The following is a 16,528-nucleotide window of genomic DNA, read 5'->3' on the forward strand; positions in this document are numbered from 1 at the left end:
GCTGCCACGGCCTGGTTGGTGCGGGCGGGCGCGGCGGGAACGGGGCGCGGGTCAGCCATCTGCGGGTCCGGGGTGGCCTCTCTCAACCAGCCGTGAAGCTACAGGCCACCGGGTTCCGCAACAAGCTTGCCCCATGCCCCCTTTGACGGCCGGGCCACGGCGGCCGATCCTCCCGCACCCGAATGGGGCAGCAACAAAGGAAACGCCATGGCCGAGCATCCCTTCACGGCGGAAGACCTCGAGACGCTTCGGCAGTGGGACACGCCCACCATCTGCAACGCGCTGGAATTCGTGGCGCCCGCCCGCCGCGGCCATGGCTTCACCGTGCGGCCCATGGTCTGCGCCGACCCGAAGCTGCCGCCGATCTGTGGCCTGGCCCGCACCGGCACCATCCGCGCCGCCCAGCCTTCCGGCCGCCCGAAGGACCAGGACCGCGCGCTGCGCATCGGCTGGTACGAGTATGTGGAGCGCGCTTCCCTGCCGACGGTGGTGGTGCTGCAGGATCTGGACGACACGCCCGGCGTCGGCGCCTTCTGGGGCGAGGTGCATACGGCCGTGCACAAGGCCCTCGGCGCGCAGGGCTGCGTGACCAATGGCTCGATCCGCGACCTCGACATGCTGGCGCCTGGCTTCCAGCTGGTGGCGGGCGTGGTGAATCCGTCCCACGCCTATGTCCACCTCGTCGCCTATGGGCAGGAGGTGACGGTGCACGGGATGCATGTGGCGCATGAGGACGTGATCCATGCCGACCGCCACGGCGCCGTCGTCATCCCGCATGACGTGGTGCGGCTGATCCCGGCGGCGATCGAACTGGGCGCGCGGAAGGAGAAGGTGATCCTCGACCTCTGCAAGTCGCCCGATTTCAGCGCGGCGAAGCTGGCCGAGGCGCTGTCCAAGGCGGACGAGATCCATTGAGGATGCTGGCGGCGCTGATCGTGGCGCTGCCGGCGGCGGCGCAGGCGCCGGGGTGGGAGGCAGAGGTGGTCCGCCTCGCCCCCGCGTTGCGGGCCTGCCTGGAAGGGCAGCCAGGCGCGATGGTGTTGGATGCCTGGGCGCTGGATTCCGCCCGCGTGCAGGCGCGGCTGAGGCTGCAGGGCGGCGCGCGGCAGGATTGCGTGGCGGCGGAGGCGGTGGAATCCCGATCCCCCGCCGGTGCGGCGCGGGCGGGCGAGGGGCTTCGCGCCTTCATGCTGGAACGCCGCTGCGTGGATGCCTGGCGGGTCACGGACCCCGCGGGCCGCGAATTGGGCTGGCTGGCCTATCCGGAGTGTGGATGAGACCGACGATCTGCCACGTCCGCCCCGAATGGGTGGACCACTACGGCCACATGAACCTGGCCTACTACCTCGTGGCCTTCGACCTCGCGACCGACCTAGTCTGGCCGGACTGGGGGCTCGGCGCGCCACTGCGGGAAGCGGGCTTCGGCACCTTCGCCGTCGAATCCTGGCAGGGCTACCGGCGGGAGGTGACGCTCGGCATGCCGCTGGCAGGCGAAAGCGTGCTGGCCGACTACGACCACCGCCGCCTGCTGGTGAAGCATCGCCTCTACCACGCGGAGGAAGGCTGGCTCTCGGCGGAAAACGAGGTGCTGTTCCTCTGCGTCAACCTCGCCACGCGCCGCGCGGGCCTGTGGCCGGAGACGACGCTGGCGCGCTTCGCCGAGAAGCGCGGGACGGAGGCGCCGGAGCGCCTCCGCCTCACGCGGGTCAGTCCAGCCGCAGGTTGAGCGGGCGGATCACGGCGGCCCAGCGCTCGCGGTCCGCCGCGATGAAGGCGCGCGCCTGGTCGGGCGTGCCGGTGACGGGCAGGATGCCCTGGGTGCGGAAGACCTCCTGCGCCGCGGGGCTGCGCAGCGCCTCGGCGCTGGCTTCCGCGATGCGGGTCGCGGCGGCGGCGGGCATCCGGGCCGGGCCGACCAGGCCGAACCAGTTGGCGGCGTCCAGCTGCATGCCCTGTTCCCGCAAGGTCGGGACGTTGGGCAGCAGCGGCACGCGGGTGGCGGAGCCGATGCCCAGCACCTTCACACGCCCGTCGCGCGCCAGCGATTCCGCGGGGCCCGCATTCATGAACATCGAATCGACCTGCGCCGCCACCAGCGCGGTATAGGCCGGCGCCGCGCCCGTGTAGGGCACATGCAGCATGTCGAGGCCGGCCGCCGCGATCACCCGCGCGGCGGCGAGGTGGGAGGTGGAGCCGATACCCCAGGAGGCATAGGTCAGCGCACCCGGCCGGCTGCGCGCGAGGGCGGTGAAGGCCTCCAGCGTGTCGGTGCCGAGGCCGGATCGCACGACCAGCGCGAAGGGGCCATCGGCGAAGAGCGTGATGGGCAGGAAGTCGGCCATCGGGTCATAGGCCAGGCGTTGATAGACCAGCGGGTTCACCGCATGCGTCTCCGCGCTGGCCACGAACAGCGTGTGGCCATCCGGCCGTGCCTGCGCGACGAACTGCGCGCCGACCGCGCCATTGGCGCCCGGGCGGTTGTCCACGACGACGGGCTGGCCGATGACCGGCGCCATCGCGGTGGCCAGCGCGCGCGTCACCACATCCGTCGCACCGCCGGCATTCCAGGGCACGACGATGCGGATGGGCTGGTCCGGAAAGGCCAGGGCAGGGGCGGCCAGCGGCAGCAGGGCGGCGGCGCCCAGCAGCGCGCGGCGCGAAACCGGGGTCGTCATCGGCGGAAATCCTCCGGGCAAAGGCGGCGCGGGCCGCGAAGTTGTCCGGACATGTCAGCCGACCGTTCCGTTTGTGTCAAATGGTGCGAATCCCGGCATCACTCGCCGCGATTGATCACCCAGATTCCCGCACCAACGAGCAGCAGGGACGCCAGCAGCGCCGGCGTCACCGCCTCCCCCAGCAGCAGCCAGCCGCAGCCGACGCCGAAGGCGGGGGTCAGGAACAGGAAAGGTGCGAAGGCGGAGGCCGCGTGGCGCCGCACCAGCCAGAACCAGGCGAGGTAGCTGACGACCGCGACGCCCAGCACCTGGAAGGCCAGCGAGCCCAGCACGCGCGCCGTCGGGTCGAAGACCCCACGCTCCCCGATCGCATAGCCCAGCGGGATGAGCAGGGAGGAGACGGCGAGCTGGTAGAGCAGCGTGCGTTCGGAGGCGATGCGCGTCAGGCCGCTCGCCTTGATCGTCACCATCGTGCCGGCCCAGAAGAGGCCGGAGGCGAGGCCGATGAGGTCGCCCATCAGCGCGCCATCGCCGGGCGCGCCGAGCCGGTCGGCGAACAGCACGGGGACGGAGGCGAAGGCGATGACGATCCCCGCCAGCTTGCGCCGCGTCAGCCGATCCCCGGGCACCAGGAAATGGGCGCCGATCACGGCGAAGAAGGGCGCGGTGTAGAGCAGCACCACGACGCGCGCCGCGCTCGTCAGCTCCAGCGCCCGGAAGATGGCCCAGAACTCCGCCGAGAAGAGCAGGCCCGCCAGCAGCCCGGCTGGCAGCGTGCCGTCCCGCCGGAAGACCGTGACGCCGCGCAGCCGGCACCAGAGCAGGATGAAGGGGATGGCGAGCGCCGATCGCAGCCCGGCCTGGACGAGGGGCGAGATGCCTTCTCCGCCCCACTTCATCGTCACCTGCGCGAAGCCCCAGGCGGCGCAGAGCGCCACCAGCAGCACCGCGTCGCGGGCGGGCATCATGCCTGGTGCCGGATGACCCCGCCGACGATGGTGGCGCGGACCTTCGTCTCCGCGATCGCGGCCGGGTCGCCATCCAGCACGTCCCGGTCCAGCACGATGAGGTCGGCGAGCTTGCCGATCTCCAGCGAGCCCTTCTCCTGCTCCTCCCGCTGCGCCCAGGCGCCGAGCCAGGTATAGGCATGCACGGCCTCCCTCGTGGTGATCGCCTCCCGCGCATCGAGGTCCGTGCCGCCGGTGGTGCGGCGATTGACCATGGCGGCGAGCGCCGTCCAGGGGGAGACGCGGCAGACCGCGAAATCGGAGTGCCCGGGGGCGGGGACGCCGGCATCGATCAGGCTGCGATGCGGCCACATCCAGCGCATCGCCTCCTGGCCGCGATTGGCGGCGTAGGCTTCCCCGAGTTCATCCATGAAGCCGGTCGCCGAACTGTCCACGAAGCCGCCGCGCTTCAGGCGTGCCAGGATCGGCGGCGTGACGTAGCAGCAGTGTTCGACGCGCATCCGGTGGTCGTCCATGGGATGGGCGGCGAGCGCGGCTTCCATCACGTCCAGCGCGAAGTCGATGCCGCGATCGCCGACGCCCTCGATCATCACCTGCAGCCCGGCCTTGTGGGCGGCGGTGGCGCGCCGGGTCAGGTCCTCCTGTTCGTAGAGCAGCATGCCGGTGTTGGGCACCGGCTCCCCGGGCACGGGCGTGCCAAGATAGGGGTCCCAATAGGCGGCGGTGCGGCCGCTGGTCGAGCAATCCGGGCACCACTCCACGCCGACCAGGCGCAGCCATTCATCCCCGAAGCCGGACCGGATGCCGGCGCCGATGAGGTGGGGGATCAGCGGTTCGTCCCGCCCGCTGGCGATGATCCCCATTCGTATCCGCCAGCGCCCGTCGCGATGCATGCGCTGGTAGGCGCTGATCGCCTTCGAGGGACACAGCGAATTGGCCACCGAGGTGATCCCCGCGGCGAGGCACTGGTCCTGCACCATCTCCATCCCGTCGGCGATGTCGGCCTCGCTGTCCTGGCCATGGACGGCGTTGAGGAAGACATGCGCCGCCGTTTCCCGCACCAGGCCGGTCAGGCGGCCCTCATGCTTGTCGAAGCGGCCGAAGGCGGGGTCGGGCGTCTCGGCCGTGACGCCGCAGGCCGCGAAGGCGGCGGAGTTGGCAAGGCCGAGATGCCCATCCGTGCGCAGGATGAAGATCGGCCTTCCGAGGCTCGCGGCATCCAGCTCCGACAGCGTCGGATAGCCGCCGCAGGCGCGTTCGTTCAGCCGGTAGAAGGCCGCCCAGCGGCCTGGCGCCACGGCCTCGCAGCGCCGCCGGATCATCGCCAGCAGCTCGTCCCGCGTCCGCACGCGGTCCGGGGAGACGAGGGTCCAGGCGCGCAGCCGGATGGCATAGGCATCGGGATGGGCGTGGCTGTCCACGATGCCCGGCAGCACGCGCTGCCCCTCCGCATCCAGCACCTTGGTGCCGGGGCCGATGAGGTCCCGGATCGCCGCGCTGTCGCCGAGCGCGACGATGCGGCCATGGAGGGCGGCAAGCGCGCCGCATTCGGTGCCCGCCGCGTCCATCGTCGCGATGCGGGCGTTCAGCAGGACGAAATCGGGTGCGATCATGGGGAGGATGGTGGCATGCTTGCCCGCGCCTTCCTACCCGCGGGATCGAGCATGGATGAGCAGCCCGATGATGTCATCGCAACGCGAACGCTCGACGTGGACGGCAAGCCGCGCTTTCACCTGAGCATCTATCGCCCGGTGCCAGAGGATAACGGCGCCTATTGGCGGTGTCGCTATATGATCGATGGGCCGATGACCCGGCATGTCGGGAGCGCCTGCGCCTTGGACGCCATGTAGGCTTTGCTCTACGTCATCTACGCTCTTGGTACCGAAGCTGAAGTATCGCAGGAGAATCTTGCTGGCCCGCTGACCTTCCGAGGACAATCGGCCCATTTCGGCTTCCCACCGCTATCGGCCGATCCCGGACAGGCCGAGATGCGAAGGCTGCAAGGCCTTGATCCAGCATGATTCAAGCAGATCGGTGCGGCAGTCGCGATGGTTCTTGGCGGCAGGTCAGCCGGCGACCTTTTGCGACTGGAGTTTAGCGTGGACGAGCGGGCCGACGATGTCTTCGCGACACGCACGCTGGAGGTCGATGGCGTGCCCTGCTTCCACCTCCGTGTCTTCAAGCCAATGCCTGAGGACGACGGCGCCTATTGGCGGTGCCGCTATGTCATTGAGGGCCCGCTCACTCGGCACAGCGGCAGTCAGTGCGGCATCGACGGGATGCAGGCCCTGCTGCACGCCATCTACATTCTTGGCGTCGAAGCCGAGTTGTCGGAGGAGAACCTCACTGGCCGCCTCTCCTGGGACGGCCAGTCGAAGCATTTCGGCTTCCCGCCCGGCGACGCCGATCCTGGAAGGGCGGAGGTCATCCGCCTCGCGCAGCAGAGTCAGTCCAAGTAGCGAATGCTACCGCCGGAAGGGGTAGGTAAATTCCCCTACCCCACCAGCCGATCGATGTGGTCCCGCACCTTGTAGTAGTTGCCGACGATCGGCAGGAACCAGGGCGTGCCCGTGTAGGTCGGCTGGGTCGGGAAGGGCAGGCCATCCAGCGCGAAGGGCGCATTCGCCGCGCCCGCCAGCTTCAACGCGACATTGTGGCCGAGCCACGTCGCCATGGCGACGCCACTCCCCTGGCAGCCCGCGGCATAATGCATGCCATCCTGCACGCCGATATGCGGCAGCAGGTCGAAGGTGAAGGCGACATAGCCGGTCCAGGCATGCGTGATCTTCACGCCCGCCAGGTCCGGGAAGGTCTGCAGCATCGTGTCGTAGAGCGCCGGCGCCGCCTGTTCCGCCGTCGCGGCGCGGAAGCTCGCGCGCCCGCCCCACAGCACGCGCTTCCCGTCCGGCGAGGGCCGGAAATAGTTCAGCACGCGCTTGCTGTCGCTGATCATGCGGCGGCCCGGGAAGAGGCGGTCCATCGTCTCCGGCGGCAGTTCCTCCGTCGCGATGATGTAGGAATTGAGCGGGATGAGGCGCTTCGCCAGCCAGGGCAAAGCGGTGCCGCGCGCATCCTTCGTATACCCGTTGGTCGTGACCAGCACGGCATCGGCGCGAAGCTCGCCCTTGTCCGTCGCCACGCGGAAGAAGCTGCCGCCTCGCGTCACGCCGGTGACGCGCACGCCATCGACCAACCGCGCGCCAGCCTTCTCCGCCGCCTCCGCCAGGCCGCGCGCGTATTTCCCGGGATGCAGGCTGCCGGTGGCGGCGGCGGCCATGCCGCCCTCGTAGTGATCGCTGCCGACGAACTCACGCTGCCGGGACTTCGGCACCATCTCCGTCGGCAGGCCCGTCACCTCCGCGATCCAGTCGGCGCGCGCCTCCATGGCCTTGTAGTGCGCACGGGACCAGGCGCCGGTGTAGCGGCCGCAGCGCACATAATCGCAGTCGATCCCCTCCCGCGCGATCGTCTCCTCGATGAAGGGGAAGGACGCCGCGGCAGCAGCGGCGATGGCGCGCCCCTTCTCCTCCCCGTATTTGGCGGCAAGCCCGGTGGAGGCGACCTTCAGCCCACCGGAGACCATGCCGCCATTGCGGGAGGAGGCGCCCCAGCCGATGCGCTCGGCATCGATGACCGTGACCTTATGCCCCAGGCGCCGCAGCGTCAGCGCGGCGGACAGGCCGGCATAGCCGCCACCGATGATGGCGATCGGCGTGTGGCCGGGCAGGGCGTTGTCGCGGTCGGGCGGCTCGGCCGCTTCCCACCACCAGGGGCGGGCCTTGAAGCCCGGGGCGGCGATGGAGTGAAGATCGGTCATTGCCCGCGCGCGCATCCCGCTGTTGACTTGCATCCATGAGGTTCCCGCCGGACGCCGTCCGGATCAAGGGGACCCCGGGGGCTTCCTGGCAAAAGGGTCGAAGGGCATGCAGACGTTCCAGCAGGATTGCATCGAGCTGGCCTGGCGCAAGTTCAACCGGGGGGAGGTCAGCCGCCGCACGCTGCTGGCGGGCCTGGCCGCCCTCGGCGCCGCGCCGATGCTGGGGGGCGAAGCCCAGGCCCAGGCCGCGCGCAACCTGGTGATGGTGAACTGGGGCGGCATCGCCAATGACGGCTTCGGCCGCTTCTATGGCGAGCCCTTCGCCGCCGCGAATCCGGGCTGGCGCGTCGTGCAGGACAGCACGGGCCCCTCCGCCGGCCGCATCCGGTCCATGGTGGAAAGCGGGCGCGTCACCTGGGACCTCTGCGACAGCTCGGCCACCTCCGCCACGCTGCTTGGCGGGCTGAACCTGCTGAACCGCATCGACTACAACGTCGTAGACCGCAACAACGTCATCGGCCCGACCTTCGCGCTGGACCACGGCGCGGCGCCCTATTCCTTCAGCAACGTGCTGGTCTATGACAGCACGAAGTTCCCGAATGGCGGGCCGACGAGCTGGGCGGATTTCTGGGACCTGCGGCGCTTCCCCGGCACGCGGCTGCTGCGGCGCGATGCCGCCGGCGCGCTGGATGCCGCGCAGATGGCGCTGGGGAAGGATCCCGCGAACCTCTACCCGCTCGACATCCGCGCCTGCATCGCCAAGGTGCGGGAGATCCGCCGCAACTGCGTCTTCTGGACCAGCGGCTCCGAATCGGAGCAGTTCATCCGCACGGGCGAGGCGGTGATGGGCCAGATCTGGCATACCCGCGCCAAGGTGCTGGAGCAGGAAAGCAACGGCCGCTTCAAGCACATCTGGAACCAGGGCATCCTGCAGCCCGGCATCTTCGTCAGCCCCCGCGGCAATCCGGGCGGCGAGATGGTGCAGCGCCTCATGGCCTCCATGCTGTCCAACCCGGAGCAGCAGGTGGAGCTGCTGAAGTTCCTCGGCAACGGCGCGACCAACCCGCGCGCCTCCGCGCTGGTGCCGGAGGAGTTCAAGCGCTTCAACCCGACCGACCCCGCCAATGCCCGCGTGCAGGTCGCACAGAACGGCACCTGGTGGGGCGGGGTCTATGCCCAGGCCAATGCCGACTATATCGACATGGTGACGGGCTGAAGGCACTCTCGCTGCGTTGCAGCAAGCGAGGCGCCGCGTGGCGAAACCCATCCTCCTGGTGAAGTCCGGCGGCGAGGCGGCGGTGGCGGAATGGCAGGCCCATTTCGCCGCCTGCGCGCCGCAGGTCGAGGTGCGGTGGTGGGATGATCCCGCCGTGGCGCCGGAGGATGTCGCCTATGTCCTCGTCTGGGACCCGGAGCCCGGCCGGATCGCGCGCTTCCCGGCGCTGCGCGTGATCTTCGGCGCCGGCGCGGGCGTGGATTTCATCACTCGCGACCCGGACCTGCCGAAGCACGTGCCGCTGATGCGCATGGCGACGGAGGGTGCCGCGCAGCGGATGGGAGAGTTCGTCTGCTGGTCCGTCCTGTCCCTGCTGCGCGGCGCGCGGCGGATCGCGCTGCAACAGCAGGCGCGGGACTTCACCTATTTCGATGGCGAGGGCCTGGCGACGCAGACGACCGTCGGCGTCATGGGCCTCGGCCATATGGGCGCGCAGGCCGCGACGATGCTGCGCGGCCTGGGCTTCCCCGTCATCGGCTGGTCGCGCACGCCGAAGGCGATCCCTGGGGTGGAGGGCTTCGTGGGCGCGGAGGCGCGCGATGATTTCCTGGCGCGCAGCCAGATGCTGGTCTGCCTGCTGCCCTCGACCGCCGAGACCAACGGCATCCTGTCCGCGCCGCTCTTCGCAAAGCTGCCGAAGGGCGCCGGGCTCGTGAATGTCGGCCGCGGCGCGCACCAGAAGATCGATGACGTGATCGCGGCGCTCGATTCCGGGCAATTGTCCGGCGCGGTGCTCGACGTGTTCGAGACGGAGCCGCTGCCGCCGGAGAGTCCGATCTGGACGCATCCCAAGGCGATCGTGACGCCCCACATCGCCAGCCTGCCGACGCGGCGCGAAAGGGCGGAACACGTCGCCCGCGCCATTGCGGCGCACGAACGGGGCGAGCCCTTGCGGAACCTCTACGACCACGATCGGGGCTACTGACATGCTGCCGCCACCGCCCATCCGGCCCGATCCCGATCATGTGCCGACCGAGCGGGAGTTGCGGGAGGACCTGGCCGCCGCCTATCGGCTCGTTGCGCTGTTCGGCATGACCGACCTCGTCTTCACGCATCTTTCCGTCCGCGTGCCGGGGGAGGGGCATCGTTTTCTGGTCAACCCCTATGGCCTGCTGTTCGAGGAAGTGACGGCCTCCAGCCTCGTGCTGGTGGATGCGGAGGGCGAGCCGCGGCAGCAGACCAGCTGGCCCGTGAACCCGGCGGGCTTCGTCATCCATTCCGCCGTCCATCTCGGCCGCGACGACGCCAATTGCGTCATGCACACGCACACCCTGGCCGGCATGGCCGTCGCCGCGCAGCGCGACACGCTGCTGCCGCTGAACCAGATGATGATGGAGTTCATCGGCCGCGTCGCGCTGCATGACTACGAGGGCGTCGCGACCGAGGAGAACATGTCGGAGCGCGAGCGCCTGGTCCACGACCTCGGCGACAAGCCTGCGATGATCCTGCGGCATCACGGGCTGCTGACCGTCGGCCGCACGGTCGCGGAGGCCTTCTACTGGATGTACTACCTGGAGCAGTCCTGCCGCATCCAGCTGGCCGCGCAGTCCAGCGGCGCGCCCCTCGCCGTGGCGCCGGCGGAGGCCGTGGCGCGCACGCAGCGGCTTTTCGACACCGGTCCCACCAAGGGCTGGTTGCCCTGGCAGGCATTGCGTCGGAAACTCGATCGCGAACAGCCGGGCTACAGGGACTAGGCGCATGTCGGGAACGGGCCATGCCCTCGCGCTGCGCGGGCTGACCAAGCGATACGGCAGCTTCACCGCCGTCGATTCCGTTTCGCTCAAGGTGGAGCGGGGCGAGTTCCTGACGCTGCTTGGCCCCTCGGGCAGCGGCAAGACGACGATCCTGATGTGCATCGCGGGCTTCGTGGCGCCGACGGAAGGCGCCGTGCTGCTGGATGGCGCCGACATCACGCCGCTGCCGCCGGAACGCCGCGACTTCGGCATGGTCTTCCAGGGCTACGCGCTGTTCCCGCACATGACGGTGGCGGAAAACGTCGCCTTCCCGCTTCGCGTCCGCAAGCTCGGCGCGGCGGAGCGGGAGGCGAAGGTGAAGGCGGCGCTGGACCTGGTGCAGCTCGGCCGCTTCGCGGATCGCCTGCCGCGCCAGCTCTCCGGCGGCCAGCAGCAGCGCGTGGCGCTGGCGCGCGCCCTGGTCTTCGATCCTGCCCTGCTGCTGCTCGACGAACCGCTCAGCGCCCTCGACAAGAAGCTGCGCGCGGAGCTGCAGGAGGAGCTGAAGGCCCTGCATCGCCGCGTCGGCCGCACCTTCGTCAATGTGACGCATGACCAGGAGGAGGCGCTGTCCCTCTCCGACCGCGTCGCCATCCTGAACCACGGCAAGCTGGTGCAGGAAGGGCCGCCCGCGCATCTCTACGAACATCCGCGGACGCGCTTCGTCGCCGACTTCCTCGGCAAGTCCAACTTCCTGCACGGCACGGTGCAGGAAAGCGTGCCGGAAGGCTTCGTGATCGGCGCGGGCACGACGCGGATCGTGCAGTCGGTCGCGGAGAACCGTCGTCCCGCCCATGGCAGCCCTGTTCTGCTAAGCCTGCGGCCGGAGAAGATCGCGCTGCTGAACGAGGATGACGCCGCCGACAACGTCGTCACGGGCCGCATCGCCGCCTGGTCCTATCTCGGCGCCGGCTACACGCTGGTGGTGGAGACGCCCGATCTCGGCGCGCTGCGCGTCGCGCTGCCGACCTGGCAGGCACCGATCGCGCCTGGCGAGGGGCTGCCTGTGCGCCTGGGATGGAGTTCGACCGCAAGCGTCCCGGTTGTCGAGGACGTCGCCTGATGCGCCGGCAGGATGCGGGCTGGTGGCTGCTGATCCTGCCCGCCTTCCTGCTGATGACGGCCTTCTACATCGCCCCGATCGCGCAGGTGCTGGCGATCTCCTTCACCGAACCCTCTCCCGGCCTCGGCAACTACGAACGCCTCTTCACCAGCGAAAGCGTGCAGCGCGTGATCGTCACGACGCTGCGCATCTGCACCATCACCACCGCCCTCGCGCTGCTGCTGGGCTATGTGCTGGCCTACCGCATCGCGCTGGCGAATGAGGCCGCGCGGCGCTGGTGGATCCTGGCGGTGCTCGTGCCGCTCTGGATCAGCGTGCTGGTCCGCGCCTTCGCCTGGGTGACGCTGCTGCGCCGCCAGGGGCTGGTGAACAACGCGCTGATGGAAACGGGGCTGATCACGGAGCCGTTGCAACTCGTCTGGAACGAATTCGGCATCATCGTCGGCATGGTCCATTACATGGTGCCCTACGCCGTGCTGCCGCTGCTGGCTTCGATGCGGGAGATCGACCCGCGCCTCCTCGCCGCCGCCCGCGGTCTCGGCGCGCCCCGCTTTACCATCTTCCGCCGCATCTTCCTGCCGCTGTCCCTGCCGGGCCTGATCGCGGCCGGCGTGCTGGTCTTCATCTTCTCGCTCGGCTTCTACATCACGCCGGCCATCCTCGGCGGCGGCAAGACGCTGATGGTGGCGGAGTGGATCGGGCTGCAGATCCTCGACCTCATCCGCTGGGGCCTCGGCACCATGATGGCGACGGTGCTGGTCGTGGCCATCCTGGCGACGCTCGCGGTGTTTTCCCGCGTCGTCGATCTGAAGCGCGTCTTCGGCACGGGGGCCTGAGCGATGGACCATGCGCATCGCCCCGGCGGATGGACGGTGGCCGCGGCCTGGATGGTCGCGATCTACCTGGTGCTGCCGATCAGCATCGTCATCCCCGTCTCGCTGACGGACCAGCGCTTCCTCTCCCTGCCGCAGGAAGCGCTGAGCCTTCGCCACTACGCCACGGTGCTGGGCAGCGAGGCCTGGCTGGGATCGATCTGGCAATCCTTCCTGATCGCGGTCGCGGCCACCGTGATCGCCGTCGTCGCCGGGACTCTCTGCGCCATCGGCTGCTGGCGCCTCTCGCGCCGCTCGACGGAACTGGTCCGGGCGATGATGCTGCTGCCGATCATCATCCCTTCCATCGTCTATGCCGTCGGCCTCTATCGCTACTTCGCGAAGATCGACCTGCTGGACCGCTTCCTCGGCGTCGCCATCGCGCATGGCGTCACGGGCATCCCCTATGTCGTCATCACCGTCTCCACCGCGCTCGCCGCCTTTGACCCAAGGCTGGAACAGGCGGCGCGGGGCATGGGGGCCTCGCTGTCGCAGACGCTCCGCTGGGTCATCCTGCCGCGCATCGCGCCGGGCATCGTCTCCGGCGCCATCTTCGCCTTCATCCACAGCTGGGATGAGCTGGTGATCGTGCTGTTCATCGCCTCCCGCGACGTCTTCACCCTGCCGCGCCGTATCTGGGACGGCATCAACGAGAATCTGGATCCCGCCATGGCCGCCGTCGCCGTGCTGCTGGTGGTGTTCACGCTGGGACTGCTGCTGCTGGACCTGGCGCTGCGGAAGCGCCGCGACGCCTGAGGGAACGACCATGCAAAAGACGCCCGCCACCTTCGCGATGAGCGAGTTCGACCACCGCTACAACATGCTGATCGAGCGCTTCGCGAGCGAGCCCGAGCCCATCTTCGAAAGCGCGTCGGAACAAGCCTTCGTCTGGGGCCGCGAATGGGGCTGCAACTCCGATGTCGGCCGGCTGCGCGTCGTGCTGATGCACCGCCCTGGTGAGGAGATGCGCGTCGTGGACACGCTTCCCCACATCCCCGAGCTCAATGCCTTCGGCGATCCCACCACCGGCGCCTATTGGCGCGGCAACCAGCGCCCGACGCTGGAGGAACAGCAGGCGCAGCACGATGCGCTGGTGGCGGCGCTGCGCGAGGAAGGGGTGGAGGTCGTCTACCTCAAGCGCGCCGCCGCCGGGCGGCACAAGTCGATCTACACGCGGGACAGCTGCATCGGCATCAAGGGTGGTGCCATCGTCACCCGCATGGGCCCGCGCATCCGCCGGGGCGAGGAAGCACCGGTCACCGAGACGCTTGCCGCCCTCGGCATGCCCATCCTCCGCACCATCCACGGCCACGGCCTCATGGAAGGCGGCAGCTTCGCCTATATCCGTCCCGATGTCGCCGTCGTCGGCGTCTCCTCCCGGGTCAATGAGGAAGGCGCGCGGCAACTCGAGGAAGTGCTGGCCGTGCAGGGCACGCGCCTGATCTGCGTGCAGATTCCCGGCTACCGCCTGCATATCGATGGCGGCTTCGTCATGATCCACCACGACGTCGCCATCGTGAATCCCTCCATGCTTCCCTTCGTCTTCATGGAGGAGCTGAAGCGCCTCGGCATCCGCATGATCCCGGTCAACCATGAGGATCCGTCCTGGACGGTGAACTGCCTGGCGGTGGCGCCCGGCCGCGTCATCATGAGCGACCGCGTCAGCGCGCGGACGCAGGATGCGCTGGACAAGGCCGGCATCTCCATTCGCCTGGTCGAGTATGACCGTGTCGGGCTGGGTGGCGGCGGCATCCACTGCTCCACCAGCCCGCTGGTGCGCGACCCCATCTGAGGCGGACTTCACGGCAACGTCATCAGCGGTGGCGGCATCGCCCGCTGAATTGTTCATCTTGTTGATTGCGCCCGTTTCGCGCTTGGCGCTTGTGTCGGAATGCGGCGGCCAACCCCTGGGCGCCACCATCCCAGCCCGCGCAGAGACGATGAAGCTCGATCCCGCCCCCGTTCTGGGGCAAGGCCCCGCCGGGGCCGACGCCTTGCCGGCCGCCACCGGATCCGATGAGCCAAGTCTTCGCCGGAACCTGGCCATGCTGGTGGGCGCCGCCGTGCTGCCCGCCCTGCCATTCGGTGTGGCCGCAGGCTGGCTCGGGATCGAGCGGGGGGGTTCGGCACTGCCGCTCCTCGCCGCCGCCGGCGCCCTGGCAGTGGCGGGTGGAATCGGGGCCACCATGGTGCTGTCACGTCGCCTGTTGCGACCGACCGCCGCGCTGGTGGCGCGGGCCGAGGCCATCGCGATCGATGCGCCGCCACCGACGCAATGGGTGCTGGGCGTCGCAGAACTCACCCGCGTCGCCCGCGCGCTGGATGTCGCGGCGACGGCGATGCGGGATCGCGAATCCGCCTTCGCCGCGGCCTTCGAGCAGTCGACCGTGCCGATGGCGCAGGCGGAATGCGGCACCGCCATCCTGCTGCGGGCCAATGCCGCCTATTGCAAGCTGCTGGCCCGCACGCCGGAAGAGATCATCGGCCAACCCTTCATCGACTTCGTGCATCCCGACGACCGGGCGGAAGACATGGAAGCCTTCCTGCGGCTCTGCCGGGGAGAGATCGAGACCCATGTGCAGGTCAAGCGCTTCCTGCGCCCGGATGGCAGCGTGCGCTGGGTCAAGCTCTCGACCTCACCCGTGCGGGACGCGCAGGGCAATGTGACGCGCACCGTCGCGGTCGTCACGGACGTGACCGGCCGCCGCGCCGCGGAGGCCGCGCTGCGGGACAGCGAGGCGCGGCTGAAGCGCGTGCAGCGCATCGGTCGTGTCGGCGGCTTCGAGATCGACTTGCGCAGCGGCGAGAATTCGCGCTCCGCCGAGTACATGGCGCTGCAGGGCCTCCGCGCGGAGAACGCCCAGGAACTGCATGAGGATTGGGTTCGCCGCCTGCATCCCGAGGATCGCGAGCGTGCGGAACAGCGCTTCTGGGAAGCCGTCTCCGATACCTCCGGCGAGGTGGAGTACGCCCAGGAGTACCGGATCGTCACGCCATCTGGCGAGGTGCGCTGGATAGCGGCGCGGGCGGAGATCGAGCGCGATGCGCAGGGCAGCTCGCTCAACATGCTCGGCGCCCATGTGGACGTGACCGAGCTGAAGATGGCGGAGGCGGCGGTCCGGGACCGGGAGCACATGCTGCGCGTGGCGCTGGAGGCCGCGCGGCTTGGGACCTGGGACGTCGATCTGCGCCGCGGCACGGCCTCCCGTTCCGCACGCGCGCTGGAGATCTTCGGGCTCAGCGCGGAAGATGCCGACACCGCCTATCCGCGCTTCCGCGACCGCGTCCATCCGCAGGATCGCCCGAAGCTGGAAGCGGCGGTGGCCAGCGTGCGGTACGGCGCAGCGGAGAGCTACCACCTCGAATACCGCGCCCGCCGCGCGGATGGCGGCTGGGGCTGGGTCGAAAGCCATGGCAGCGTCGCGGCACGGGACCCGGTGACCCGGGAGGCGACGCGCCTGATCGGCACGACGCAGGACATCACCGAACGCAAGCAGGCCGAGGAACGCCAGGCGCTGCTGGCGCGGGAAGTCGACCACCGCGCGAAGAACGCGCTCGCCGTCGTACAGGCCGCGCTGCGGCTGACGGCGAAGACCGACATCAAGAGCTACGTTGCCGCGGTGGAGGGCCGCGTGGCCGCGCTGGCGCGCGCGCACACGCTGCTGGCCGACGCCCAGTGGAATGGCGCCGCGATCCGCGCGCTAGTGGAAGGGGAGTTGCTGCCCTTCCTGCCCGGCGGCGGACGCGCGCGCGTGCATCTGGACGGCCCGCCGCTGCTGCTGCTGCCGGCCGCGGCGCAGGTGGTCTCCATGACGCTGCACGAACTCGCCACCAACGCCACGAAGTATGGCGCGCTGAGCGTCGAGGGCGGCGAGGTCCGCCTCTCCTGGCATGTGGCGGAGCGCCGTCTGGCGCTGCGGTGGGAGGAGCATGGCGGCCCGCCCATCCCCGATGCGCCGACACGCCGTGGCTTCGGGTCGCGCGTGGTGGAAGCGACGGTTCAGGACCAGCTGGGCGGCACGCTGACCCGCCACTGGGCGCCGACCGGGCTGGTGGTGGTGGCGACGATCCCGCTGGAGCGCGCCATCATGGGCTCGGCGGACAGCGCCGCCGAGCCCTGACGC

17 protein-coding genes are annotated in these 16,528 nt (G+C 69.8%); 13 read left to right on the plus strand and 4 right to left on the minus strand.

What is annotated here, in order from left to right:
* The first annotated feature begins 207 nt into the window (after positions 1–207).
* Genes G3576_RS11015 through G3576_RS11025 form a run of 3 tightly spaced genes read left to right on the plus strand, consistent with a single transcriptional unit; the run spans position 208 to position 1,726 of the window.
* Positions 208–915, plus strand: coding sequence for an RraA family protein (locus G3576_RS11015; RefSeq protein ID WP_164694423.1), 708 nt, complete (start codon positions 208–210; stop codon positions 913–915).
* Positions 916–917: 2 nt separating this feature from the next.
* Positions 918–1,277, plus strand: a complete 360-nt coding sequence (locus tag G3576_RS11020; RefSeq protein ID WP_164694424.1) for a hypothetical protein — start codon at positions 918–920, stop codon at positions 1,275–1,277.
* Complete coding sequence (locus G3576_RS11025) at positions 1,274–1,726, plus strand: acyl-CoA thioesterase (RefSeq protein ID WP_164694425.1); 453 nt, start codon at positions 1,274–1,276, stop codon at positions 1,724–1,726. The genes G3576_RS11020 and G3576_RS11025 overlap by 4 nt, the downstream gene beginning before the upstream one ends.
* On the opposite strand, the gene G3576_RS11030 is transcribed toward G3576_RS11025, so the two are convergent.
* The 3 genes from G3576_RS11030 to G3576_RS11040 all read right to left on the minus strand — a co-directional run bounded on the left by G3576_RS11030 (position 1,707) and on the right by G3576_RS11040 (position 5,256).
* Positions 1,707–2,675: a Bug family tripartite tricarboxylate transporter substrate binding protein gene (locus G3576_RS11030; RefSeq protein ID WP_164694426.1), complete on the minus strand. Its 969-nt coding sequence runs from the start codon at positions 2,673–2,675 to the stop codon at positions 1,707–1,709. The genes G3576_RS11025 and G3576_RS11030 overlap by 20 nt on opposite strands.
* 98 nt (positions 2,676–2,773) lie before the next feature.
* The gene (locus tag G3576_RS11035) at positions 2,774–3,643 is read right to left on the minus strand and encodes a DMT family transporter (protein WP_164694427.1); all 870 of its coding nucleotides are present in this window, start codon (positions 3,641–3,643) and stop codon (positions 2,774–2,776) included.
* On the minus strand, positions 3,640–5,256 hold the full coding sequence (locus G3576_RS11040; protein WP_164694428.1) for an amidohydrolase: 1,617 nt from the start codon (positions 5,254–5,256) through the stop codon (positions 3,640–3,642). Before G3576_RS11040 ends, G3576_RS11035 begins: the two co-directional genes overlap by 4 nt.
* Before the next feature lie 15 nt (positions 5,257–5,271).
* Here G3576_RS11040 and G3576_RS11045 point away from each other — a divergent pair, with 15 nt between their 5' ends.
* Together G3576_RS11045 and G3576_RS11050 are read left to right on the plus strand one after the other, a co-directional pair.
* Positions 5,272–5,493 carry a DUF6968 family protein gene (locus G3576_RS11045; RefSeq protein WP_164694429.1) on the plus strand — a complete coding sequence of 74 codons (222 nt, stop codon included), beginning with the start codon at positions 5,272–5,274 and terminating at the stop codon, positions 5,491–5,493.
* A 249-nt stretch (positions 5,494–5,742) separates the two neighbouring features.
* Positions 5,743–6,102, plus strand: coding sequence for a DUF6968 family protein (locus tag G3576_RS11050; RefSeq protein ID WP_164694430.1), 360 nt, complete (start codon positions 5,743–5,745; stop codon positions 6,100–6,102).
* 35 nt (positions 6,103–6,137) lie between these two features.
* Here G3576_RS11050 and G3576_RS11055 read toward each other — a convergent pair whose 3' ends face one another.
* The gene (locus G3576_RS11055; RefSeq protein ID WP_164694431.1) at positions 6,138–7,460 is read right to left on the minus strand and encodes an NAD(P)/FAD-dependent oxidoreductase; all 1,323 of its coding nucleotides are present in this window, start codon (positions 7,458–7,460) and stop codon (positions 6,138–6,140) included.
* A 106-nt stretch (positions 7,461–7,566) separates the two neighbouring features.
* Here G3576_RS11055 and G3576_RS11060 point away from each other — a divergent pair, with 106 nt between their 5' ends.
* From G3576_RS11060 to G3576_RS11095, 8 genes are all read left to right on the plus strand, one after another.
* Complete coding sequence (locus G3576_RS11060; protein WP_164694432.1) at positions 7,567–8,676, plus strand: extracellular solute-binding protein; 1,110 nt, start codon at positions 7,567–7,569, stop codon at positions 8,674–8,676.
* 37 nt (positions 8,677–8,713) lie between these two features.
* Positions 8,714–9,661, plus strand: a complete 948-nt coding sequence (locus G3576_RS11065; RefSeq protein WP_328728885.1) for a 2-hydroxyacid dehydrogenase — start codon at positions 8,714–8,716, stop codon at positions 9,659–9,661.
* 1 nt (position 9,662) lies between these two features.
* Positions 9,663–10,430 carry a class II aldolase/adducin family protein gene (locus tag G3576_RS11070; RefSeq protein WP_164694433.1) on the plus strand — a complete coding sequence of 256 codons (768 nt, stop codon included), beginning with the start codon at positions 9,663–9,665 and terminating at the stop codon, positions 10,428–10,430.
* A gap of 4 nt (positions 10,431–10,434) precedes the next feature.
* Complete coding sequence (locus tag G3576_RS11075; RefSeq protein ID WP_164694434.1) at positions 10,435–11,532, plus strand: ABC transporter ATP-binding protein; 1,098 nt, start codon at positions 10,435–10,437, stop codon at positions 11,530–11,532.
* On the plus strand, positions 11,532–12,368 hold the full coding sequence (locus tag G3576_RS11080) for an ABC transporter permease (RefSeq protein WP_164694435.1): 837 nt from the start codon (positions 11,532–11,534) through the stop codon (positions 12,366–12,368). The genes G3576_RS11075 and G3576_RS11080 overlap by 1 nt, the downstream gene beginning before the upstream one ends.
* Before the next feature lie 3 nt (positions 12,369–12,371).
* A complete protein-coding gene (locus G3576_RS11085; protein ID WP_164694436.1) occupies positions 12,372–13,160 on the plus strand; it encodes an ABC transporter permease in 789 nt (262 codons plus the stop codon).
* A 10-nt stretch (positions 13,161–13,170) separates the two neighbouring features.
* The gene (locus G3576_RS11090) at positions 13,171–14,196 is read left to right on the plus strand and encodes a dimethylarginine dimethylaminohydrolase family protein (protein ID WP_164694437.1); all 1,026 of its coding nucleotides are present in this window, start codon (positions 13,171–13,173) and stop codon (positions 14,194–14,196) included.
* 253 nt (positions 14,197–14,449) lie between these two features.
* A complete protein-coding gene (locus tag G3576_RS11095; protein ID WP_164694438.1) occupies positions 14,450–16,525 on the plus strand; it encodes a PAS domain-containing protein in 2,076 nt (691 codons plus the stop codon).
* Positions 16,526–16,528 lie beyond the last annotated feature (3 nt).

The sequence above is a fragment of the Falsiroseomonas algicola genome, assembly GCF_011040385.1.
GTDB classification, from domain to species: Bacteria; Pseudomonadota; Alphaproteobacteria; order Acetobacterales; family Acetobacteraceae; genus Falsiroseomonas; species Falsiroseomonas algicola.